Source organism: Cohnella sp. 56 (assembly GCF_037963805.1).
GTDB lineage: Bacteria > Bacillota > Bacilli > Paenibacillales > Paenibacillaceae > Cohnella.
Map to the genome: position 1 here is coordinate 40,695 of NZ_JAZDQE010000018.1, position 22,635 is coordinate 63,329.

A 22,635-nucleotide genomic window follows, 5' to 3' on the forward strand; every position below is an offset into this window, starting at 1 on the left:
GAAGAGGAGGAAAATTGTTATGCCCTATCTGTCTGTCTCGCCCATCATCGATTACGATCACGAAGCGATAGGAGAACTATGCCTCGGCCTGGTCCGGGGCGGCACCGAAAAGGAATTTTTAAGCGCGGCGTTTCATTATGCCCGGGACGGCATCCGCTTCGAATTCAGGAGCTTCGGCCAGACGGTCAGCGAGACGCTGAAGGCCGGGGCCGGCCACTGCTATCACAAATCCAACCTGTTCGTAGCGCTGTGCAGGCGCAAAGGCATTCAAGCGGGACTGCGCTACTGCGAGCTGAAGGCGGAGGCGCTGGCGCCTTATTGGTCCGAGGAGGCGCGCCGGCTGTTCGGGCAGGGCCCGATCGGCCATTTTTACGCCGCGGCTTATATTGAAGGCCAATGGAGATCGTTCGATCCGATCTTCGATATGGAATTGCTGCGCTATGCGGACCGTCTGGATTGGAAGGTGGCGGACAGGTGGGACGGCTCGTCAGAGATGACGCTGCCGCAGGACCTGATCGTCTCCGGGAGAGACGGGGTGCTGGCGTCGGCATTTCCCGAAGACGGTATCCCGCCGTCCGATGCGGGCATGCTGGACATGATGAACGAACGGCTGCGCGCCATCCGTCTTGGGCTCGCCGAGTAGAGGGGGGAGCAACATTGTCCCGCTATTCGACCAAGATGCTCTCCGAACGGCTGGGCCTGAAGGCCGGTCAGCGCCTGTACTTTGAAGGCGCGCCGCTCGTCTATCTCGATGCGCTCGGCACTTCCCCCGCGGGCGTCCGCTTCCTGGAGTATCCCGTGGGCCCGATCGACTTCATTCATTTATTCGCCAGAGAGCCGCATACGATCGCAGATCGCATGCCGCGGCTGGCGGAGCAGCTGGCGCCGAGAGGCATGCTCTGGATCGCCTGGCCGAAGCGTGCCGTCCTGCGTCGGGCCGCCATGGACGAGGAAGCCTTGCGGACAATCGCGGCAGCCTGCGGCCTGACCTGTGCCAAGACATGCGAGCTGACCGACGAGTGGGTCGGGTGCAAGCTCGTGCGCCGGAAAAAAGGGCGGGTCCGTCCCGCGGGAGCCTCGGTGCTCGCCGGGAATCCGTAATACGCCATTTACGCTGGGGAGCCTGTTTACGACAGGCTCTTTTTTTTGCGATTGCGGCCGGACTCGCGGCGGCATGCGATCGTCTTGCGCCATTCATTGTGCTGACACTTCGGTTCGCGGTAAAATGGTAGTACTTGCGGATACATAGGAGGCACTTCATTTATGCGTATTGGAGCAATCGAAGCGGGCGGCACGAAGTTCGTCTGCGGCATCGGCAATGAACACGGCACGATCGAGGACCGGACGAGCTTTCCGACGGAGCAGCCGGAGAAGACGCTCGCGCAGGTTTTCGAATACTTCAAAGACAAAGGCGTCGATGCGATCGGCATCGGCTCCTTCGGACCGATCAATATCGACGTCGCGAGCCCGATGTACGGCTATGTGACGACGACACCCAAGCCCGGCTGGACGGGATATCCGTTCCTGCCGGCTCTGAAGCGGGAGTTCGACGTGCCGATGGGCTGGGATACGGACGTCAACGCAGCCGCGCTCGGCGAGGCGACATGGGGTGCGGCAGCAGGACTGGACAGCTGCGTGTACTATACGATCGGCACGGGCGTCGGCGTCGGCGTCTATGCCGAGGGCAAGCTGGTGCACGGACTTGTGCATCCGGAGGGCGGCCACGTCTTGCTGCGGCGGCATCCCGCTGACGAGTACGAAGGCTTCTGCCCGTATCACGGAGACTGCCTGGAGGGTCTGGCGGCCGGTCCCGCCCTGCAGGGGCGCTGGAAGATCAAGGGGAGCGATATCCCGCAGGATCATCCGGCCTGGCAGATGGAGGCGTATTATATCGGACAAGCCGTGGCGAACACGGTGCTCATGCTCTCGCCCAAGCGCATTATATTGGGCGGCGGCGTCATGCATCAGCCGCAGCTGTTCCCGATGGTTCGCGCGGAGGTGCTCAAGGCGCTCAACGGCTATGTGAGCTCCGATGCGCTGGCAGCCGGCATCGATACGTACATCGTGCCGCCAGGACTCGGGGACAATGCCGGATTGTCCGGCGCGCTGGCGCTCGGGCTGCGGGCGCTCGGTCAATGAGGCGGCAACCGGCGTGAACACGACACCGGACCAACGGAGCGGGCCAGCGGGCCCGGCCGCTGCTGACCGGGGGAAGGCCGTGTCGTCGCCCGGCCATGACACGGAGCGGCCGGACCAGGCGCGCGGCAGGCGGATCGTGCGGATCGGCGCGGTACTGCTGGCGTTCGCTGCGGCGCTCTCGCTCCTGGCCTTCCTCATGCTGCGCACGGACGGCAGTGTGCCCGATGCGAAGCCGGTTCCGGGGCCGCCTGTGCAGTATGAATACGGCATGACCCAGGGTTCCGGCGGCATGGTGCTGCATTATTTGCGGACGGACCCGTCGAACATAACGCTCACCGCCATCCGGGACAACGTCGCGCTAGCCCCTCATTATGGCATCAACGGCGGCTTTTTCTACGACAGCGCGCTGCTGAGCATGGCGATCGTCGACGGAGTTCCCGCCGCGGGCGACGGCGGCGCCAATGGCGGATACGGCTTCGGGGCCGAGAATGTGAAGTATGCGCGCGGCACGCTCGTATGGGACCGGCGGACCGAGCGTCTCAGCGTCCAGGTCGCGAGCAAGGCGGAGGGGCTGGACGTGACCGACCGGAGCGCCTATTGGGCGCAGGGCGGCATCTCGATGAGCCTGGGGCGCGACGAGGCCTGGTATGAGCAGGCGGTACTGGAGCACGCGCCGTTCATGGACGAGCGGCGGCTCAGGTCGGGCGCCGTCTTCGACGAGGACGGACAACTGTATCTCGTCGTGAGCGAGAGCCGGGGCACGCTGGCGGAGTTCCGCACGGCGATCCTCGAGCGTCTCGGCGGCGCCGGCCGGCCGCGCCTCGTCGACGGCATCTTTCTCGACGGGGACGGGTCGTCGCAGCTCCGCAGCCGGCAAGCTTCCCTGACGGGGGACAACAGGCCTGTCGTGCAGATGATCTCGCTGCTGCGGTGACGTGAGCCTGCCGCAAGGATGGACATCGCAAGATCGTTCGTTGCATAATCGTCGCAGACCGTCTCAAGATCGGCAAGCGGCAATCGGATCGCAATTCGTACTTTTCTGAGGAGGCTATTATGGCGGATTCATACGTTCCCTTGTTCGTCGGTTCCTATCAATCGGCGGATGCAGAAGGCATTCATATCCTGCAGTTCGACCCGGAATCCGGCTCGCTGACGAAGATCGGCGGCGTCTCGGGCATCGATAGTCCCTCGTTCCTCGCCTACCATGCGGCGGCAGGCGTACTGTACGCGGTGAGCGAGGACGTGGAGGACGGCGCCGTCGTCGCCCTCGCATACGATGCGGCCGCGCGGACGTTGACGGAGATCAACCGCCAGCCTTCGCAGGGCGGCGCGCCCTGCCATCTGTCGGTCGATCCCTCGGGACAGTGGCTCCTGCTCGTCAACTATCTCGGCGGCAACATCAGCCTGTATCCGCTCGGGGCGCGCGGCGAGATCGGGGAGCCGGTCCAGTCGATCGCCCACGCCGGCGGCAGCGTCAATGCCGAGCGCCAGGAAGGCCCCCATCCGCACTCCATCTACGCGGTACCGGGAACCTCCTACTACTTGTCCTGCGATCTGGGCACGGACAAGATCTACACGTACCGGCTGAACGCCGAAGCCGGCAGGCTCGAGAGCGTCTGCGAGACGGCCGTGACGCCAGGCGCGGGCCCGCGCCATCTGGCCTTGCATCCGACGCTCCCGTCCGTCTATCTCATCGACGAGCTGATGAGCCGGGTTACCGCGTATCGGCTGGACGCGACCGCCGGTACGCTCGAGGCGCAGCAGACGGTCTCCGCGCTGCCTGCGGGCTATACCGGCGAGAGCTATTGCGCCGAGGTGGCGGTATCGGCGGACGGCCGGTTCGTGTACGGCTCCAATCGCGGCCACGACAGCATCGTATCCTTCGGCGTCGGTGCGGACGGCGGTCTGTCGCTGATCGGCCATACGCCGAGCGGCGGGCATTTCCCGCGCCACTTCCTCGTCCTGCCGGACGGCAAGTGGCTGCTCGCCGCCAACCAGAACTCGGACAGCATCGTCGTCATGCGCATCGACGAGGACGGCTTCCCGCAGCACGCGGGCAGCGAGTACAAGATGCCGAAGCCGGTATGCGTGCGGCTGGCCTGACGCAATACCTCGGCTATCGACATATCAAGGACGATCCCAAGGCTCTATCGCCTTCGGGATCGTCCTTTTTTTAACAGGATGAAGCATCTGCTCTCGTACCGCCGCAAAGTATGGCCGCAGCTGCATCGTTGGCCGCCTCATCCGCCTCGCTGCGTAATATCGCCAGTGACAGACTGTCATCGTTATCCGTCACGGTAGTCACCCCATATGGTCCGGCAGGCCTATGACCATCATCGCTGCGGTCATGCATCGGTCATTGCTTTGCCTGCGCCCCTATCCGGCCGGGTGAGGTGTCTGATAGAATCTGAATAATATCTGTGCGTAACTGAGAGAGAGAGCGGGGGGCGTATACCATGGTACGAATCGTCATTGCGGACGATCAGCGGCTGATGCGCGAAGGTCTTCAGACGATCCTGCAGCTGGAAGACGATATGGAGATCGTCGGCACGGCGGAGAACGGCAAGGAAGCGTACGAGGCCGTAGGCGTCCATCGGCCGCATATCGTGCTGATGGATATCAAGATGCCCCTCATGGACGGCATTGAGTCGATGAAGCTGATCAAGCGGGACTACCCCAAGACGATCGTGCTGATCCTGACCACGTTCGCCGAGGATAAATATATCGTGAATGCGATGGCCGGCGGCGCGAACGGCTTCCTGCTCAAGGATATCGCCGCGGAGCGTGTCGTGCAGACGGTGCGCGAGGCGATGGAGGGCGAGCTGCTGCTGCCTCCGGCGGTCGCGGCCAAGCTGGCTTCGCGGATCAATGCCAGCGATTCCTACGACTTCGACGAGGCGAAGCTGCGGCGGATGGGGCTGTTCTTCACGGACCGGGAGCGCAAGATCATCCTGCTGCTGATCGAAGGCTATTCGAACAAGCAGATCGCCGTCACGCTGTTCATGAGCGAAGGAACGGTGCGGAATTACGTCAGCGTCATTTACAGCAAGATCGGTACCAACGACCGGCGTGCGGCAGTCGGCATCATGAAGGAGCTGCTGCAAAGTGATTGCCGCTAAAGCGCCTCGGCCTTTCCCTTTCCTATGGAAAGGAGCCGTCCTGATTTTCGTTTGTTTGATGACGGTGCTGCTGCCGATGAGTCTCAAAGGTCCGCACGGCGAGGCGGAGGGCGAATTTCTTTTTGCGTACAACGGCTCGTGGAACATCCTGTGGGGAGAACGCAAGGGAGATCCTTCCGACCGCTGGATGCCGTTGGACGGCGAGGCGAGAGACCGGCTCAAGTCCTACAAGGGCGCAGTCTGGCTGGAGAGGAATCTGCCGCAGCTTGATACTGCCGATCCCAACCTGCTGATGCTTTATGCCAAATCCTTTGAGGTGTACGAGAACGACAGACTCCTTCACCGCTTCAATATGGACAAGCCGGACCCGTATCTGAACCCGTACCTGACCTACCAGGTCATCAAGCTGACGCCCGGCAACGAGCCGCGCAAACTGACCTTTCAGATACTATGGGATCGCCATCCGCTGCCGCAAAATTGGTACGTCATCGGCAATCGATATTTGATCGACCGGCTCACGGTGCAGAACGACTGGGTGCCGGCCGTTTTCTCCATCGTGTTTTCCAGCGCCTCCGTCGCAGCCTTGCTCGTATATGCGAGAAGAAGGCTCGAGCGCCTCTATCTGTGGTTTGCGCTGATTACGGGGTGCGCCGGCATCGGATTTTTATCCATGGTCGTGTCGCTGCGCGTGTTTTTGGATTTGCCCGTAGTCCACTTTCAATACTTCAGGGATCTTCTTTTCCCGCTCGCGGTGTACGGACTGATCGGATTCATCGGCAATGTGCTTCACGGCGCATATCGGCCGGTATACCGGGCGATGAAGCAGCTTGTGCTCGGCTACACGCTGGTCGCTGCCGCGGCTTCGCTGCTGTCTCCATTTTTGTATAACAAGCTGATTCTGGAATGGGCCGTCGTCCCGCTCGCGATCGTGTTCATTCTGATCAGCGGCACGGTGCTTCGGAGCCGGGCCGCATATCATTTGCGCAGCAGAGAGGAGTACAGATGGCTGCTGCTCGGCTACGGCGTCCTATTGCTCGGTATTTTTGCGCATCTGATCAATGTGGCTGCCGACCCCGTATTTGGAATCGACCTTGAACGCAAACTTCCGATCTTGCTGTTTTTTCTTTTTCTTTACGGGCTTCATCTGAGTCTGCTTATCTTCCTCGGGTGCCTCGGCATGATTGTGCTGGGCCGCTTCTCCGAGGTGTACCGCACCTTGCAGCGCAACGCGGAGGAGCTCAAGGCCGTCAACCGGGAGCTGGGGATGCTGTCGAGACTGAAGGACGACTTCCTGAGCCATACCTCGCACGAGCTGCGCACGCCTCTGCACGGCATCGCCGGGCTCGCGGAGGCGCTGCTCGATGGCGCGGCGGGTCCCGTATCCGGCGAGATGGAGCGCAATCTGGCGCTCGTGCGCGGCAGCGCGGACCGGTTGCTCAACCTGGTCAACGACATCCTCGATCTGGACAGGCTTCGCCATGAGGATATTAAGCTGAAGCTGACCGACGTCGACACGATGAGAGCGTGCGAGACCGTAGCGGCAGCGCTGTCGCCGCTGGCGGCGCGCAAGGGGCTGCGGCTCACCGTGGAGCGGGAGCCGGGGAGCGCATCGGCTTCGCTCGCCGCGATCGCGGATTCGGAGCGGCTGGAGCAGATTCTGTACAATCTGATCGGCAATGCCATCCGGTATACGGCGTCGGGCTATATTCGTGTAACGATGGGGCTCGAGGCGGAGGGTGTGCGCATCGCGGTGGCCGACAGCGGACCGGGCATCCCTGCGGAGCGGCTCGGTACGCTGTTCGAGCCGTTCTCGGCGCCGGCTTCGGATTATGGCGGCGGCATGGGGCTCGGCCTGCCGATCACGAACCGGCTCATCCGTCTGCACGGCGGCGGGTTGAGCGTCGACTCCCGTCCGGGCGTCGGCACGGTCATGTCGTTCGTACTGCCGATCGCTGCCGCGGCAAGCGCCGGGCCGGAGCCGAGTGCAGGGCGGGAGATCGGCGGCGGGCGAGAGGCAGGCGCGTTGCCGCAGGCTGGTGAAGCGGCGCAGGCGCACAACCGGCCAGCGTCTTCCGACGGCCCTGCATTCGCCTCGTCGGAGGATGCGGAGACTGGCGGCGACGCTGCCGTGCTGCCTGTGCTCCCCGCCAACTTGCGGGAGGACAGAGCCCGCTGGAGGGCGTCGGAGAACGGGATGGAAGGAGCGGCGGCTCAGCGGTCGGAGGAGGAAGGACGGCGGCCGTTGATTCTGATCGCGGACGACGAGCCGGTGAATCTCGAGGTGCTGCGCCATTACCTGCGCAAAAGCGGTTATCGGCTGCTCGAGGCAGGCAGCGGCACGGAGGCGTTCGCGATGCTGCAGCAAGGGGAGAAGCCCGACCTCCTGCTGCTCGACGTGATGATGCCGGGCATGACGGGGTATGAGGTGTGCAGGCGCGTCCGCGGGCAATGGTCGGCGAGCGATCTGCCGATCATCCTGCTGTCGGCGCAGAACCGGCTCGATCGTCTGACGCTCGGATTCGATTCGGGCGCCAACGACTACCTGACGAAGCCGTTCAGCCAAGGCGAGCTGCTGGCGCGAGTCGAGATTCAGCTCAAGCTCGCGCAATTCCACCACTCGCTGGAGGAGCTGGTACACAGGAGGACCGAGGAGCTGGAGGCGGTCAACCGGCATCTGGCGGGATCGGTCAGAGAGACGGCCGAGGCGCTGGCCGAGGTGTCGGTGCTGGAGGAGCGCAATCGGATCGCGCACGATATGCACGATCTCGTCGGGCATTCGCTCACGGCCGCCATCGTACAGATCGAGGCGGCGAAGAAGCTGTCGAGCCGGGATCTGCCGAGATCGGTAGAGCGGATGACCGCTGCCGGAGACATGATCCGCAAAGGGCTGAACGACGTCCGCCGTACGGTGCGGATGCTCAAGGACGACGAAGCGGGCTTCGATCTGCCCACCGCGCTGCAGGAGCTGATCCGGGAGAGCGCGGGGCAGGCGGACGTGTCCTTCGATTATCGGCCGCAGCCGATCCCGGCGATCGGCGCGCTGGCGCAGAAGGTCGTCTACCATGCGCTGATGGAGGGCATCACCAACGGCCTCAGGCACGGGCGCTGCAGCGGGTTCAAGTTCGAGCTCACGGCGGCGGACGGCTGGCTCCGATTCGAGCTGAGGAGCGACGGCGCGCCCTATGGCAGCGCGAAGCCGGGCTTCGGGCTCAGCGCGATGATGGAGCGCGTCCATCTGCTCGGCGGCACGGTCACGGTCGGAGAGGCCGATCCCGGTGTCGGCTGCAGGCTGCTCATCCTGCTGCCCCTGGACAGACCGGAGGCGCACAGACCGGAGCTGCCGGCTTGAGGCAGCGGCCTGTCCGGCGCCGGCAATGCCCGGCAGCGTCTAACTGCAAGGCGGAGTCTGCGCATGCGACCATGCATGCGGGCTCCGCTTTTTTTGCGCCGCATGTGTGGACGTAGGTTGCCAGTTGGCGGTCAGGGCGGCGGCAGGGGGCGAAGTGTGGACGTAGGTTGCCAGTTGTTCTTTTCGCAGATAGCCGATACATCGCAGGACATGGCAAGCGGCCGCTGACGCGCCTGCCCTGGGTTTATCAAGGAGGCGTTAGCGGCCGCTTGGCTGACGGCTGGAAGCATCTGAATCGGTTGCTTGGTTGAAGGGTGGCTTAGTCAATACGTGCCAGCCTCTGATTCTTGGACGCCGGCTTGCCTCTGTGTTCCAATCTCCGTCCGCGTTGCCGTGCCGCTGCCGCTATCCGGTCCCGGCGCGGGAGGGGCATCAGCATGGTTTAACCCCATGCTGCCAGCCTCCCGGCCGTCGGACTCGCTGCCTTCGTTCACACTGCCACCTGTCGCGGGACGTCCAACCTCCGGACCCGCTCCAGCGAGCGCGCCCTTCAGGATCACCGGCCGGCTGCGCTCGGCCAGCAGCGCTTCCAGCTGTACCAGCTCGCGGCGCAGCCTGCCAAGCTCGGCCTCGCGCTGCCCGATCTGCTGCGCAATGGCTTCGATCCGCGCTTCGAGTTCGCGGACATCCTCGGACTCGGCGATCGCGGCCTCAAGGTCGCAGCCGAACTGGTCCGCCGCCCATAGATCCGCAGCGATGCGCCCCTCGGTCAGATAACGCTCCTTGTATTGCTCGAATATTGCATTAATCGCCCGCCGGCTGTCCCAGCCGAGGATGCGGACGCTGCTCTTGGCATGCTCGGCCGCCATCGCCAGATGGAATTCCTTGAGCGGCCCCCGCGCGGCCTCTGCCTTGTCGAGGAGCGCAGCAAAAGCGGGATAGATCAACCTGAACAATTCGGCAGCTTCCTGAAGATTCAGTTCCGCGGTGTCGGCCGCTTCCGTCATGTCATCCCAACCTTTTATACTCGAATTCTTAATATCCTACCAAAGAATGAGCGCGGTTACGAGTTTCTCAGGAAATGTTAATCTGTGCAGGACAGATTGCCCGGAAATGTATGACCGAGCTGGCCGCTGGGCGGTGCCGGATGGCGTATTTGAATGGTATCCCCTTGGGACAGGAAGCAGGTGCGCGGGAGGGAGATCCGGCGAAGCAGGAGCGCTCCGGGGCAGACGGCGCACAGGAGCCGGAGCACTGCGAGTGCACGGGACACATACCTGACTGAAGGGGATATCGTTCAAACGGATGCGGCAGGTATGCGACCCGGCAGGCGATTAACGAGGCCAGGCGGGCATATGGCACTGCGTCTTGTCCTTGGCGGCGCGGTGTGGAGGTCCGGAGTTGGAGCTCCGGCGTGAGAGGTCCGGCCTCGGCGGGCCTCCTCCGGTGCGGCGAAGCTCTTGCGGCTGGCGACGATGGCGCGCTATCGCTGTCCGCCTCTTAAGGCCGGATCGTCACCCTTGTGCCGATCGGCACGATGCGCGACAGGGCGACGACATCTTCGTTGTACATCCGGATGCAGCCGTGCGACACCACATGCCCGATCGAGGCCGGATCGTTCGTGCCGTGAATGCCGTAGTGCGGCTTGGACAGTCCCATCCAGAACGCGCCGAACGGACCTCCGGGATGCGCCTGCTTGTTGATAATGCGGTACTCGCCCGTCGGCGTCTGCGTCACCATCCGGCCGATGCCGACCGGATAGCCGTTCACAACCGTATCGTCCTGCAGCAAATACAGCATGCGGTCCGACAGGTCGACGATGATCCGATATGCCATGGCACGATCCCTCCTTCCGTTTTATACGCCAGCTTATGCGAAAAAAAGGTGCCATGTTCGCGTCTTGCGCGTCGGGCATGCTTCCGATAAGCTTGGCATCAAGGAAGGACGACGGGAGGGAGAAGCGGCCATGCTGAAACGAACGAGCCTGCGCATGCGGCTGACCGTACTGATGATCTGTTTGACGGCGTTGCCCGTCGTCACAGTCACTTGGCTGGCTGCGAACAATACGCGGAGCTCGGTCGAAAAAGAGATCGTCGGCGCCGACACTTCCCGCATGCTGTGGGCGGATCAGTACATGAACGAACTGATCGAGCAAATCGATATCCTTTTCTACACACTGCAGATCGACCAGGAGTTGATGCGGGGACTCGGCGACATCGACAACCCCGACCCTGTCGTCCAGTTTAAGACACAAGAGCTGCTGCGGGAAAAGCTGACCTCGGCGTTTCATGCCAATTCGCGCAAGGTCGACGATTTGACGCTGTATATGGAGGCTTACCGAAAAGCGTTTACGGTCAACTATACGACCAGCGGGCTGATCCGGACATTCGATATTACCGCCAATGCGCCTTGGGCGCGAATCTCGCAGGGGCCGGTCAATATGTACTTCAAGCAGACGCCGGACGGTACATACGCGTATCACGGCATCAACCGGTTCGAGGACCGTGCCCTCATCGGCGGCATATCCGTGCGCATCGACAGGGAGGTGTGGCAGGAGGTCGGCCGGATTCTGCGTTCGGAGCCGGACAGCCTGGTGTACGTGCTGAACGACGAGGGCGAGCTGCTGTCGGGCTCCTCCGAGCCGCCCGACGACGCCCGTCTGGCTGCGCTGCTCCACGGGCCGGCGCCTGCGTTCGCCGCCATGGAGTTCCAGCGGACCGACCGCTATTTCGTCTTTGAGAAAAGGATCGGGGACGGGCAGCTCGCGGTGATCAAGGCGGTCCCGATCTCGTCGGTCAGCCGCAGCGCGCGGCCGACGATCGAAGCGGGCATCTGGACCGGCGCGCTGTTCGCCGCCGCGTCCGTGCTGCTGTCGGTCCTCGTCTCGCTCGGCATCAGCCGCCCGATCGTCAGGCTCGCCCGCATGATGCGGACGACGCCGGTTCAAGACTTCGCGTCGATGTCCGTGCGCAGCCGCGACGAGATCGGCCTGCTCGAACGCGGCTACAACTCCATGATGGGACGGATCAGGCAGCTGATCGAGGACGAGTACGAGCGGGAGATCGAGGTGAAAAACGCGCAGCTGCTGGCATTGCAGGCGCAGATCAACCCGCATTTTCTGAACAATACGCTCCATATGATCGGCGGCATGGCGCTCAAGAAGAAGGCGCCCGAAATCTACGAAGTTACGCGGGTCATCGGGGATCTGCTGCGCTACGCGATCGGTTCCGAGGATCGGACTGTGCCGCTCGCGGACGAGCTGACTCATACCCGCAACTACCTGTTCATTCAGGAGCGGCGGTTCGCGGGCCGCTGCACGATCTCGCTGCAGACGGACCCGGAGGCGCTCGAAGGCCGGCTGCCGAAGTTCACGCTGCAGCCGATCGTCGAGAATGCCTTCGAGCACGGGCTTCAGCGCAAGCCCGGCAGCTGGCGCCTTGCGATCCGGATCCGGCGCATCGGCGGACGGATCGTCATGCTCGTGCTGGACGAGGGCGCAGGGATGCAGGCGGACGAGCTGCGCCGCATCAGGGCGGAGCTGCGCTCCGGCGGCACGAGGCGCCTGGGCGCAGGCGCCGGCGGAGGCGCCGAAGGAGGAAGCGCGGCGCCGGACGCCGGGTCGGCGGCCGAGCCGAGGCGTGGCCGCGGCATCGGGCTGCGCAATGTCGACGCCAGGCTCAAGCTGCAGTTCGGCGCGCGCTACGGGCTGCGCGTCTGGAGCGAGGCCGGAACGGGCACGCTGGTAGCGATCGTCGCGCCGGCGGCCGGCGAAGGAGGGGACGAAAATGACGTATAGCGTGCTGATCGTCGACGATGAGCCGTGGTCCCGCGAGATCGTGAAGGATCTCGCGGATTGGGAAGGACTAGGACTGGCGGTCGCTGGCGAAGCCGAGGACGGGGAGGAAGGGCTGCGCCGCATGAGGGAGCTCGCGCCGGATATCGTCGTAACCGACATGCGGATGCCGGGACTGTCCGGGACGGAGCTGCTGAACAAGCTTGGATCTCATTTTCCGGCGGCCAAGATCGTCGTCATGAGCGGCTACGACGACTTTGCGTACTTGAAGCAGGCGATCCGTTCCAAGGCGGTCGATTACTTGCTGAAGCCGCTCGACCCGGCCGAATTGAACGCCGCGCTGGCTTCCTGCGTGCGGGAGCTGGAGGCGGAGGCCGTGCCCAGCACGGGCATCGCCGCCGCATCGGATGCCGCATCGGATGCCGCATCGGACGCCGCGCCGGACGAGCGTGCGCGGGGGAGCGGCATACCGGCGGGCGAGTGGCGGCTGCCGACCGCGTTCGCCGATTCGGCCGTGCTGGAGCGCTACGCCCTGGAGAAGCGCCGTATCTATGCCGGCCTGCAGGAGCTGGACCGGGCAGCCATCGCGGAGGCTTATGCCGCGCTCGGCAGATACTTGACGCGCGCGTTGTCTCCGGAGGAGCTGCAAGGGCTTCCGGCCCGGCTGGCGCAGGACGCGCTGGCGATGCTGGAGACGTTCGCGTCCGAGCAAGGAATCGACATCGTCCCGATCTGGAGCGGGATCGAGGGACGGCTCGGCCCGGGCTCCTCGCCCGGGGAGGCGGCGTCGGCGCTGGCGGAGCGGCTCGGAGAAGCCGCCGATGCGGCGGCGAAGGCGATCCGCGGCCGGACCCGGCTCGACCTGGATGAGATCCGCGCCCATATCGACGCGCATTTTGCCGAGGAGCTGACGCTGGAGTCGCTGTCGCACCGCTTTTTCGTCAGCAAGGAGCATCTCAGCCGCGCCTTCAAGGCGCATGTCGGCACAGGCGTCACCGATTATGTCACCATGCGGCGGATGGTCTACGCGGAGGCGCTGCTGCGCGAAGGCAAGGTCTCGATCAAGCAGGCGGCCAAGCTCGCGGGCTACGAGGACCTGGCTTATTTCTACAGAGTGTTCAAGAGACGCTTCGGCGTCTCCCCCGGCGAGCTGAGGGGCGGAGAATAGCGGCAAATGCGCCGGCGAGCAGATCCTTATATCAATATCGTCCAAAACACTACGCTAATTTTCTCGAATGTTTCCGCTTTCACTTCTCTCTATACTGAGCTTGCAGTCATTTGATAGAGGGGGTACCACCAGATGAAAAAAGCGCTCTATGCCGCGTCCTCGATGACGCTGGCGGCTGCCGTGCTGGCCGGCTGCGGCGGCAACGGCAACGGCAACGACAATGCTTCTCCGTCCGCCGCGCCTTCAGGCTCGGCATCCGCATCGCAAGCCCAGGCTTCGCCGTCCGCGTCCGCGCAGGAACCGGCCCGCAAGGTCGAGCTCAAGGTGTTCATGAGCCTGCCGCGCTTCAAGGACCAATTCGACAAGTACTTCGAGCAATTCAAAGCCAAGGAGCTTGCGGACAAAAACGTCGACGTCACGATCAAACTGGAGATGCCGAACTCCGACCAGGCCGGTCAGATTCTCAAAACCCGGCTTTCCTCCAACGACGCGCCCGACCTGTTCACGCTGCATGCGATTGCAGATATCCCTACCTTTTACAAAGCCGGTTACTTGAGCGATCTATCCGACCAGCCGTACGTGCCGAAGGTGTACGAGAGCGTGCGCAAGACGGTGACGTACGACGGCAAGGTGGTCGCGCTGCCGCTCGAAAGCCTGTCGTGGGGCTATCTGTACAACAAGAAGATGTTCGCCGATCTCGGCATCACGCCGCCGCAAACGCTCGATGAGATGAAAGCCGCCGTGGAGAAAATCAAGACGACGGACGCGGCGCCGTTCGAGCTGAGCTTCCAGGAGTCGTGGATTCCGCAGCTCATGATGGCCCTGTCGCTTGGCGGCGTCGTGACATCGGAGCATCCGGACTGGATCGAGAAGATGAACAAGGGCGAGGCGTCCTATGCGGACGTGCAGGACGTGTTCAACGTCATCGACCTGATCATGGCGAACGGTACGGCCAAGCCGTTCGAGGTCGGCAGCGCAGCCGGCTCGACGGACTTCGCGAACGGCAAAGCCGCGATGTGGGTCATGGGACCTTGGCAGGCCGAGACGATTCTGAAGGCGAATCCCGATATGGAATTCGGCGTCGCGCCGCTGCCCGTGAGCAACGATCCGGCCGGCACGATGATCAACCTCGCCACCTCCACTTCGCTCGCCGTGTCGCCGACGAGCAAGAACAAGGACGTCGCGCTCGATCTGCTGAACTATATGCTCGACGACAACGATTCCTCCGCCCTGTTCGAGGAGCTGAAGTTCAACCCCGTCGCGGAGATGCACAAGTACGATACGTTCCCTTGGATCACCGAGGCGAGCTCGTACGTTGCCCAGGGCAAAGCTTACCTCGATCTGTCGCTGCCGAACGGCGTGACCGACGAGACGGCGAAGCTGCTGCAGAGCTACTACGCCAAGAGCGCGACCAAGGAGCAGATCATCAAGACGCTGGACCGCACATGGGCGAACGCCGTCAAGAACAGCAAGTGATCCCTTCCGGCTCCGTCCCGCGGCCTCGTCCGCGGCGCGGGGCAGGATCGGCTTCGCAGGCGAAGGAGGGATCTACGACATGATCGACAGGCTCAGACTCAGACGGCACGGCATCTTGCTCGCGTTCGTGCTCCCGGCGCTGCTGTTCTATGCGACGTTTCTGCTTGCGCCGGCGTTCGGCGGCATCTGGTACAGCCTGACCGACTGGAACGGCCTGAACCCGCACTATGCATTCGTCGGGCTGGACAATTACGCCGAGGCGCTGACGGAGGATCCGTCGTTCGGCCATGCCGTGTTTTTTACGCTCAAATATGTGCTGTTTATGGTCGTGCTGCAAAACGCGCTGGCCATTCTGGTCGCCGTGCTGATCGAATCGCGCGCCAAGACCAAAGCCTTTTTCCGCACGATCTTCTTCATGCCCAACATGCTCAGCATGATCATCGGCGGCTTTATGTGGATGTTCGTCTTCACGCGCGTGCTCCCCGATCTGGCGATGCGGACCGGCCTCGGCTTCCTCGACCGCTCCTGGATCGGCGATCCGTCCTTTTCCTTTTACGCGATTCTGATCGTCTCGCTCTGGGGCGGCGTCGGCTATCTGATGGTCATCTACATCGCCGCGCTTCAGGGCGTGCCGTCTTCGCTCAAGGAGGCGGCGGCCATCGACGGCGCCGGCGTCTGGCAGACGTTCCGGTACATCACGCTGCCGATGATCTATCCGGCGCTCACGATCGGCATCTTCCTCACGCTGAATTCGTCGTTCAAAGTATTCGATGCGGTCTTCGCGCTGACGGGCGGCGGCCCGGGACGTGAGACGCAGGTCATCGCGCTCAATATCTTCGAGGAGGCGTTCGGCTTCAGCAACCGGTACGGCTACGCGAGCGCGAAGGCGATGATCCTGTTCCTCATCGTACTCGTCATCACGGTCGTCCAGCTGCGGCTGATGAAGCGGCGGGAGGTGGAGGCATGAGCGCGTCCCGCTATGCAAAAAGGGCAGGCAGCCGGGGGGCGGCCGGCAGTATCGATGCGGCGTGGGCAGGCGGTCGCGGCCGAAGCCGAAGCGCGCTCCCCGGGCTGCTCGCGCTGCTGACGCTAGTCGTCGGCGCGGCGTTCACGCTGCTGCCCGTCTACATGGGCGTGCTGAATTCGGTGAAGACGGAGGGCGAGATGCTGAACGGCATCCTCTCCTGGCCGCGGCATTGGGTATGGAGCAACTATGCGGACGCTTACCGGAAAATCGACTTCTTGCAAAGCCTCGGCAATACGGCGGCCGTAACCGCGGTCGGGCTCGCAGGCATCGTGCTGTTCGCTGCGATGGCAGGCTACAAGCTGTCGCGAACGCCGGGCAAGCTGAGCGGCTTTTTGTTCAGCCTGTTCGTACTGTCGATGCTGATCCCGTTCCATTCCATCATGATCACGCTTGTGCGCATCGCCAAAAATCTGGCGGTCCAAGGCTCGACCGTCGGCCTGGGACTCATCTATATCGGCCTCGGGGTATCGATGGCAATCTTTCTTTACCACGGCTTCGTCAAGTCGATTCCGCGCGATCTCGACGAGGCGGCGGTCATCGACGGCTGCGGCGAATTCCGGTTGTTTTTCTCCGTCATTCTGCCGCTGCTGCTGCCCGTCACCGCGACTGTCGCGATTCTGAACGCGCTGTGGATGTGGAACGACTTCCTGCTGCCGCTGCTCATGCTGACCGACTCTTCGAGCTACACGCTGCTGCTGTCGACGAACATGCTGTTCGGCCAGTACGGCAACAACGACTGGTCGGCGATTCTCGCTTCGCTCGTGCTGGCGCTGCTGCCGGTTGTCGTGCTGTACCTGCTGCTTCAAAAATACATTCTGAACGGAATTGCGGACGGAGCGATCAAAGGATGAGCGAAAACCAAACGGAAAACGTCTGGCGCGGCGGTAAAGGCGATGTGTCCGGCTATGTGCGCGCGGACGGCAAGGTGCTGCGCAACGGGCGGGGCGAGGAGATCCTCCTGCGCGGCGTCGGGTTCGGCAGCTGGCTGCTGCCGGAGGGCTATATGTGGCGCTTCCCGGAGGGGGGCGACCGTCCGCGCCGGATCGAGCGGATGATCCGCGAGCTGGTCGGCAAGGAACAGGCGGCGCGCTTCTGGGCGCAGTACTATGACCGCTATATCGCCGAGGCCGATATCGCGCGGATCGCGGCGGAGGGCTTCAACTCCGTGCGGGTGCCGATGCTGGCGCGTACGCTGCTGGAGGAAGGCGGGCCGGTCCGATTTAACCCCGCCATGATCGCGCGCATCGACCGGGTCGTCCGCTGGTGCGAGCAGTACGGCCTGTACGTCATCCTGGACCTGCACGGCGCGCCGGGCGGACAGACGGGCACGAACATCGACGACTCGGAGCGCGATCTGCCGGAGCTGTTCCTGGACGCGGCGAACCGCATACGCACGGTGGAGCTGTGGCGCTTGCTGGCGGCCCGGTACCGCGACGAATGGATCGTTGCGGGCTACGATCTGCTGAACGAGCCGCTGCCGGAATGGTTTGCGGCGCACAACGGCAGCGTGATGCCGTTCTACGAAGAAGTTATTGCCGCCATCCGCGAGGTGGACGACCGGCATATGATTATTCTCGAGGGCGTCCACTGGGCGACCGACTGGTCGATTTTCGATGCGCTGCCGGACGACAACGTGCTGCTGCAGTTCCACAAGTACTGGAATGCGCCGGACACGGCCAGCATCCAGGTCTATCTCGACCATCGCGAACGGCTGAACGCCCCGCTGTTCATGGGCGAGGGCGGCGAGAACAACAAGGACTGGTATGCGGGAGCTTTCCGTCTTTTCGAGGATCACGATATCTCCTGGAACTTCTGGACGTGGAAAAAGATGGACACCGACAACTCGCCCTGCTCGATTCGCCGCCCCGAGGGCTGGGAGCTGCTCGTACGCTATCTGGAGGGCGGGGATAAGCCGGCGCCGGCAGAAGCGGAGCGCATCCTGCGGGCGTATCTCGACAATCTGCCGCTTGAGCGCTGCGATTACGAGCCCGCCGTCGTGCGTTCGCTGTTCGTGCGCGCGCCGGTGCGCATACCCGCTGTTTTCTACGGGTATGAGGGGGAGGGCAACAGCTTCGGCTTCGGCTCGGCGCGCAGCTTGGCGGCAGGGGATCAGGCCGAGGCGGTCGAGGGCTTCCGCACGGACGACGGAACGGATATCCGCTTCGTCGAGCCCGGGCGGACGACGCCGAACTTCCAGCATGGCGGCGGAGAGGAATGGCGAGCGGACGAATGGATGTATGCGAGGCTGATGCCGGGCGATTGGCTGGCTTATGGGTGCGAGGCTGTGCCGGCGAGAGCACCGGCGTACGGCAGCGGCAGCCCGGCAGGAGGCGGCGCGATCCGTCTGCGTGTGCAGAGCGAAGGCGGAGGCGGAGGCCGGCTGTACGTCTCCGAAGGACGGGACGGGCCGCCGACGGCGGTCGAGTGGACCGATGGCGGCTGGCAGACGGTCACGGGGGAGCTTGAACGCGCAGGACTGCCTGGAGCCGCCGGACATATCGTTATCAGGGCGGACGATCGTCCGGTCGGCATCGCATGGCTTGAATTGTTGGTTTAATACGCAGGTCGCCGTTTCTCATCGGAGAGACGGCGGCTTTTTTTGATGAAGACGTACATTGGCTGCCCAAGCAGCCGGCTTCCGGCTCGGCGAATTGAGAGATGGTCGGGAATTCATTACAATAGAAGCAGAATAGACGCTAGCTTATCGAAAAGCGACATGAGGCTGGGAGGCATATGAATGAGCGCAGCTCCGACGACGCGACAATGGAAGGAACTGTACGAAGCCGCGGACCAGTACCGGCAGGCCGCCATCTGGAGATGGATGTCCAACGGCCACCTGTTCGGCGTCCGGGACCCGGCGTCGGAAGAAATCGGTTATTGCTCCGTTTTCGGCAACGGCGGCGAGATGTTCGGCCTTGCGGTGTACATGGGAACGGAAGGGCTGCGGACGATCGCGGACATGCTCGCGGGCAAGCTTGACGAGGACCCGATGTTCAGTCAGCACTGTCTCTTGTTGTCGCTGGACGACAGGGAGGAGCTCGATCCTTCGGAATATAAGCGCATCAAGCAGCTGGGACTCGGCTATCGCGGCAAAAAAAGCTGGCCGACGTTCCGTCTGCATGAGCCGGGTATGATGCCGTGGCCGGAGCTGACGGCGGAGCAGGTCGTATATATGACGCAGGCGCTCGATCAGGCGCGTATCGTCGGAGAAGCGTACCGCGATCGTCCCGACGCGCTGCTGGATGGGGAAGGGGAGCGGCTGCTCGTGAGAGAGGCGTCGCCTGCCGGCGGCGGCGCGTATGAATGGCGCAGCGAATGGCTGGAGCCGGCACCGCTTGAGGAGACGGAGGCGCAGGCCGCATCATCGGCGCCGCCGCTGGACGAGCTGCGCATCATCAAGGCGCTGAAGGGCGCCAAGGGCATATCCGGCGTTTGGGAGACCGACAGCTTCTATGTGCCAATGCCCATCCAGGAGGGCAGCCGTCCGTTTTTCCCGAAGATGGCCTTGATCGTCGACCAGTCCTCCGGCCAGATTCTGAAGTTCGGACTGAGCAAGGGCGACGAGGCGGCAGCGGCGATGAACGAGCACTTGCTGACGCTGATCGAGGAGCTGAAGACCGTTCCCCGGGAGCTGTGGGTCGGCAGCGAATCGGCCGGAGCTGCGCTGCTCCCGCTCGCCGAGGCGCTGAAGCTCGAGCTGATGTTCTCGCCCGAGCTGCCCGCGCTCTCGGAAGCGCGCGAGGCGATGGAGCGGCGATTCAGCTAGTCCGATACGAGAACAATGCCGCCCTCCGAAGTTGGGGGCGGCATTGCGTATGTCGTTTATCTGTTATATTTGCGTTCGCTCGAGGAGTCGTCCTTGCTGTCGGACTTGTCCGCTTCGTCCCGATTCTGGATGCTCAGGTCCTCCACCGGAATCGGATCGACATGGCGCTCGCTCAGGAAGCTGTCGAACAAGCTCTGCTCGTCGGTCGGATATTGCTCGGGATGATCGCGCCTGCTCTGCGGTCCGGCGCCCGGCTTGTCCATATCCGGCGGACGTTCGAATTCGTTCATGCGAATCCCCTCCTATGCTTGTATGCCGACTCTTTCCCCTTCTCCGGTCCGATTGAAACAATTCAGCGCCTCGTTACAGCCGCTTCAGCGGCTCCTTGGCCGGCCCGTTTATCACCTCGCCGTCGTACTTGAAGCGGGAGCCGTGGCACGGGCAGTCCCAGGTGCGGTCGCCGGCATTCCACTCAGTCTCGCAGCCCATATGCGTGCAGGTCGTATCGACCGTATGCAGCTTGCCCTCATGGTCGCGGTACGCGCCGCAGCGGCGGCCGTGAATGCGCACGGCCGCGCCTTCGTCGAGCCCCAGCTCCTCCGGATCCTTTTTCAGCCACTCCAGCTTGCCTTTGACGAAGTGATAGGCAGTGCTGGCCGTTTCCTTCGCCAGCGTTGCTACATCGGGATTCGCATGGAACCGCGACGGGCCGAACAGCTCCGCGTACGGGTTGTCGCGCTCTAGCAGCAGGTCGGCGAGCAGACGGCCCGCGACCGCGCTCGATGTCATGCCCCATTTGCGATAGCCGGTCGCGACGAGCAGGTTGGGCGTACCCTTGCGGGCGTGTCCGATATACGGCAGCTTGTCGAGCGTCACGAGATCGTGCGTCGACCAGCGGTAGCGGATCTCGTCCACGCCGAACGTTTCCGATGCAAAGCGCTTCAGCGCTTCATAATGCTCGATCGTGCATTCGCCCTGACCGGTCTTGTGCGATTCGCCGCCGATCAGGAGCAGCTGCTCACCGTTGTACGTCACGGTGCGTACCGAGCGCTTCGGTTCGTCGGCGCTGATGTACATGCCGCCCGGGTAGTCGTAAGGCGACTTGACCGCGATGACGTAGGAAGTCTCGGCATGCAGACGGGCGAAGTACAGGCCATTGTCGAAGAAAGGGAAATGCGAGCAGGAGGCGACTGCATCGCAGGTCACGGTATAGCCGTCCTTCGTCGTGACGGTGGCCGGTTCGCCTTCGTGGAACTTGTCTACCGTCGTCTCCTCGAAGATCTCGCCGCCCAGCCGCACAATCTCGCTCGCCAGAAAAGCGGCGTACGGTCCCGGATGGAACCGCGCCTGCCGTTTCATCGAGAGCGCGGCGGTCGCCCCGAACGGCAGCGACAGACTGGCGTAGCGTTCGACCTCAATGCCGAGCTTCTGGTACGCGGCGTATTCCTTCTCGATCTTGTGCAGCCCTTCCTCGCGCGTCGCATAGACGACCGCATCCTCGTCGACGAAGTCGCATGCGATGCCCTGTCCCGCCACCAGAATGCGCATGAACGAGAGCGCGCCGGCATTGGCCTGATAGTACAGCTGAGCGTTATCCTCGCCAAAATGAGAGATAAGCTCGTCATAGATCAGATCATGCTGCGCCGTAATCTTGGCCGTCGTATAACCAGTCGTGCCGCTGAGCAGCCGGTCCGCCGTCAGCAGCGCGACGCGGCGGCCTTCCTTGGCCAGCAGATAAGCGGTCGTGAGACCGGTGATGCCGCCCCCGACGACGGCAAATTCGGTTTTCAGATCCTGCGTCAGTCTGGGGAAGACGGGCAGCTCCGCCGTACGGCGCCAATAGGATTCGGGATATTCGGGCAACTGTATGGCCATGTACCGGTACCTCCTCGGAAAAGCGCATTTTTATCCTCATCATTTCTAATTAACCGAAAAATGATACGATGCCCCAAAGCTTGTGAATGGCGCAAGGTGGGGAGCGGGCGCTATACACGATCATGCGATCGGGCCTCCAAGCTGCAAACATGCAAAAAACCGGCGCCCGAATGGGCACCGGCTCTCGGCGCTGCGATTGCGCAGTTTAAGGAATGAATTGCTGTACGATGCGCACGATCTTGCCGTCCGCAACCGTGATGTAATAAGGGAAGTTCGCCATCATCTCCTGATTGTCCCCGCTGAACAGCGAGCGAAGCTTGGCGATGCTGATCGGCTCGTTCTCCACAATATCCGCATCGTCCCAGCTGCCCGAACGATTGTAAATCTGCATCAGCACCTGCGCATCCGCCGCGACAGGCAGTGTGTACGTTTTCTTTTCCTCATTGAGGATGTAGTAGCCGTCCGGCGCCTCGTCCATGCCCGCATCGGGTTCCTGCTGACGGAACACACGGTCCGCCTCTTCGCCCTGCAGGAACTGAATATAGTCGACGGTCACGTACGTGACGCCGTCCATCGAAGTGATCTTGTCAATATAAGCGGGAGACGAGGGGAGTGACGCATAGTCGGCGGCGCCAGTGCCAGTCGTCTCGGCCACGGCCGTCTCCTGCTTGTCGCTCACGCCCGACACACTGAGCGGTATCAGACAAATTCCCAATAATACGACACACAACAGCAGTTTGCGCATCGGTACAGCCCCTCTCTCCGGTTAAACACAAGTGATATGTATCATTATTATTTAGACAATTAGAAGACGTTTAAAACAGGCTGTTTGTTGCCGGGAAAAGGGGGAGGAAAGGATTAATTTTTAAATCGACAAAAATCGATTTTTTTCATCAAAATGTCTAATCGATATGTATGAATTC

General features: G+C 62.8%; 19 protein-coding genes. 14 read left to right on the top strand and 5 right to left on the bottom strand.

Annotation, left to right across the window (positions count from 1 at the left end; genetic code table 11):
* Window positions 1-19: 19 nt before the first annotated feature.
* From VQ071_RS24510 to VQ071_RS24540, 7 genes are all read left to right on the top strand, one after another.
* Window positions 20-643: a transglutaminase-like domain-containing protein gene (locus VQ071_RS24510; RefSeq protein ID WP_340516885.1), complete on the top strand. Its 624-nt coding sequence runs from the start codon at window positions 20-22 to the stop codon at window positions 641-643.
* Between the two features lie 14 nt (window positions 644-657).
* Entirely contained in the window at window positions 658-1,101 is a 444-nt protein-coding gene (locus VQ071_RS24515) for a DUF3052 family protein (protein WP_340516886.1), read from the top strand.
* A gap of 162 nt (window positions 1,102-1,263) precedes the next feature.
* The gene (locus tag VQ071_RS24520) at window positions 1,264-2,139 is read left to right on the top strand and encodes an ROK family protein (RefSeq protein WP_340516887.1); all 876 of its coding nucleotides are present in this window, start codon (window positions 1,264-1,266) and stop codon (window positions 2,137-2,139) included.
* 13 nt (window positions 2,140-2,152) lie between these two features.
* Complete coding sequence (locus tag VQ071_RS24525; RefSeq protein ID WP_340516888.1) at window positions 2,153-3,073, top strand: hypothetical protein; 921 nt, start codon at window positions 2,153-2,155, stop codon at window positions 3,071-3,073.
* Window positions 3,074-3,192: 119 nt separating this feature from the next.
* The gene (locus tag VQ071_RS24530; RefSeq protein WP_340516889.1) at window positions 3,193-4,242 is read left to right on the top strand and encodes a lactonase family protein; all 1,050 of its coding nucleotides are present in this window, start codon (window positions 3,193-3,195) and stop codon (window positions 4,240-4,242) included.
* Between the two features lie 353 nt (window positions 4,243-4,595).
* Window positions 4,596-5,258, top strand: a complete 663-nt coding sequence (locus VQ071_RS24535; protein ID WP_340516890.1) for a response regulator transcription factor — start codon at window positions 4,596-4,598, stop codon at window positions 5,256-5,258.
* A 76-nt stretch (window positions 5,259-5,334) separates the two neighbouring features.
* Window positions 5,335-8,607 (top strand): ATP-binding protein, encoded by a 3,273-nt coding sequence (locus VQ071_RS24540; RefSeq protein WP_340516891.1) that lies wholly within the window; start codon window positions 5,335-5,337, stop codon window positions 8,605-8,607.
* Between the two features lie 323 nt (window positions 8,608-8,930).
* Here VQ071_RS24540 and VQ071_RS24545 read toward each other — a convergent pair whose 3' ends face one another.
* Together VQ071_RS24545 and VQ071_RS24550 are read right to left on the bottom strand one after the other, a co-directional pair.
* Window positions 8,931-9,614 (bottom strand): hypothetical protein, encoded by a 684-nt coding sequence (locus VQ071_RS24545; RefSeq protein WP_340516892.1) that lies wholly within the window; start codon window positions 9,612-9,614, stop codon window positions 8,931-8,933.
* A 493-nt stretch (window positions 9,615-10,107) separates the two neighbouring features.
* A complete protein-coding gene (locus VQ071_RS24550; protein WP_340516893.1) occupies window positions 10,108-10,443 on the bottom strand; it encodes a L,D-transpeptidase in 336 nt (111 codons plus the stop codon).
* A 130-nt stretch (window positions 10,444-10,573) separates the two neighbouring features.
* On the opposite strand from VQ071_RS24550, the gene VQ071_RS24555 reads away from it, so the two are divergent.
* From VQ071_RS24555 to VQ071_RS24585, 7 genes are all read left to right on the top strand, one after another.
* Window positions 10,574-12,403, top strand: a complete 1,830-nt coding sequence (locus VQ071_RS24555; RefSeq protein WP_340516894.1) for a sensor histidine kinase — start codon at window positions 10,574-10,576, stop codon at window positions 12,401-12,403.
* Window positions 12,393-13,568: a response regulator transcription factor gene (locus VQ071_RS24560; protein WP_340516895.1), complete on the top strand. Its 1,176-nt coding sequence runs from the start codon at window positions 12,393-12,395 to the stop codon at window positions 13,566-13,568. Before VQ071_RS24555 ends, VQ071_RS24560 begins: the two co-directional genes overlap by 11 nt.
* A gap of 132 nt (window positions 13,569-13,700) precedes the next feature.
* A complete protein-coding gene (locus VQ071_RS24565) occupies window positions 13,701-15,044 on the top strand; it encodes an ABC transporter substrate-binding protein (RefSeq protein WP_340516896.1) in 1,344 nt (447 codons plus the stop codon).
* A 79-nt stretch (window positions 15,045-15,123) separates the two neighbouring features.
* Window positions 15,124-16,011, top strand: a complete 888-nt coding sequence (locus VQ071_RS24570) for a carbohydrate ABC transporter permease (protein ID WP_340516897.1) — start codon at window positions 15,124-15,126, stop codon at window positions 16,009-16,011.
* Complete coding sequence (locus VQ071_RS24575; RefSeq protein WP_340516898.1) at window positions 16,008-16,922, top strand: carbohydrate ABC transporter permease; 915 nt, start codon at window positions 16,008-16,010, stop codon at window positions 16,920-16,922. Before VQ071_RS24570 ends, VQ071_RS24575 begins: the two co-directional genes overlap by 4 nt.
* Entirely contained in the window at window positions 16,919-18,628 is a 1,710-nt protein-coding gene (locus VQ071_RS24580; RefSeq protein ID WP_340516899.1) for a glycoside hydrolase family 5 protein, read from the top strand. Before VQ071_RS24575 ends, VQ071_RS24580 begins: the two co-directional genes overlap by 4 nt.
* A 180-nt stretch (window positions 18,629-18,808) precedes the next feature.
* Entirely contained in the window at window positions 18,809-19,837 is a 1,029-nt protein-coding gene (locus tag VQ071_RS24585) for a DUF7309 domain-containing protein (RefSeq protein ID WP_340516900.1), read from the top strand.
* A 56-nt stretch (window positions 19,838-19,893) separates the two neighbouring features.
* On the opposite strand, the gene VQ071_RS24590 is transcribed toward VQ071_RS24585, so the two are convergent.
* The 3 genes from VQ071_RS24590 to VQ071_RS24600 all read right to left on the bottom strand — a co-directional run bounded on the left by VQ071_RS24590 (window position 19,894) and on the right by VQ071_RS24600 (window position 22,457).
* Complete coding sequence (locus tag VQ071_RS24590) at window positions 19,894-20,127, bottom strand: hypothetical protein (RefSeq protein WP_340516901.1); 234 nt, start codon at window positions 20,125-20,127, stop codon at window positions 19,894-19,896.
* A 73-nt stretch (window positions 20,128-20,200) separates the two neighbouring features.
* The gene (locus VQ071_RS24595; RefSeq protein ID WP_340516902.1) at window positions 20,201-21,712 is read right to left on the bottom strand and encodes an FAD-dependent oxidoreductase; all 1,512 of its coding nucleotides are present in this window, start codon (window positions 21,710-21,712) and stop codon (window positions 20,201-20,203) included.
* Window positions 21,713-21,917: 205 nt separating this feature from the next.
* Complete coding sequence (locus VQ071_RS24600) at window positions 21,918-22,457, bottom strand: hypothetical protein (RefSeq protein ID WP_340516903.1); 540 nt, start codon at window positions 22,455-22,457, stop codon at window positions 21,918-21,920.
* Window positions 22,458-22,635: the final 178 nt, after the last annotated feature.

Bases quoted from the DNA above. Each gene is read 5' to 3' on its own strand.
- VQ071_RS24510 (WP_340516885.1), top strand. From the start codon at position 20: ATGCCCTATCTGTCTGTCTCGCCCATCATCGATTACGATCACGAAGCG.
- VQ071_RS24520 (WP_340516887.1), top strand. From the start codon at position 1,264: ATGCGTATTGGAGCAATCGAAGCGGGCGGCACGAAGTTCGTCTGCGGC.
- VQ071_RS24530 (WP_340516889.1), top strand. From the start codon at position 3,193: ATGGCGGATTCATACGTTCCCTTGTTCGTCGGTTCCTATCAATCGGCG.
- VQ071_RS24535 (WP_340516890.1), top strand. From the start codon at position 4,596: ATGGTACGAATCGTCATTGCGGACGATCAGCGGCTGATGCGCGAAGGT.
- VQ071_RS24540 (WP_340516891.1), top strand. From the start codon at position 5,335: ATGAGTCTCAAAGGTCCGCACGGCGAGGCGGAGGGCGAATTTCTTTTT.
- VQ071_RS24545 (WP_340516892.1), bottom strand. From the start codon at position 9,614: ATGACGGAAGCGGCCGACACCGCGGAACTGAATCTTCAGGAAGCTGCC.
- VQ071_RS24550 (WP_340516893.1), bottom strand. From the start codon at position 10,443: ATGGCATATCGGATCATCGTCGACCTGTCGGACCGCATGCTGTATTTG.
- VQ071_RS24555 (WP_340516894.1), top strand. From the start codon at position 10,574: ATGCTGAAACGAACGAGCCTGCGCATGCGGCTGACCGTACTGATGATC.
- VQ071_RS24560 (WP_340516895.1), top strand. From the start codon at position 12,393: ATGACGTATAGCGTGCTGATCGTCGACGATGAGCCGTGGTCCCGCGAG.
- VQ071_RS24565 (WP_340516896.1), top strand. From the start codon at position 13,701: ATGAAAAAAGCGCTCTATGCCGCGTCCTCGATGACGCTGGCGGCTGCC.
- VQ071_RS24570 (WP_340516897.1), top strand. From the start codon at position 15,124: ATGATCGACAGGCTCAGACTCAGACGGCACGGCATCTTGCTCGCGTTC.
- VQ071_RS24575 (WP_340516898.1), top strand. From the start codon at position 16,008: ATGAGCGCGTCCCGCTATGCAAAAAGGGCAGGCAGCCGGGGGGCGGCC.
- VQ071_RS24580 (WP_340516899.1), top strand. From the start codon at position 16,919: ATGAGCGAAAACCAAACGGAAAACGTCTGGCGCGGCGGTAAAGGCGAT.
- VQ071_RS24585 (WP_340516900.1), top strand. From the start codon at position 18,809: ATGAGCGCAGCTCCGACGACGCGACAATGGAAGGAACTGTACGAAGCC.
- VQ071_RS24590 (WP_340516901.1), bottom strand. From the start codon at position 20,127: ATGAACGAATTCGAACGTCCGCCGGATATGGACAAGCCGGGCGCCGGA.
- VQ071_RS24595 (WP_340516902.1), bottom strand. From the start codon at position 21,712: ATGGCCATACAGTTGCCCGAATATCCCGAATCCTATTGGCGCCGTACG.
- VQ071_RS24600 (WP_340516903.1), bottom strand. From the start codon at position 22,457: ATGCGCAAACTGCTGTTGTGTGTCGTATTATTGGGAATTTGTCTGATA.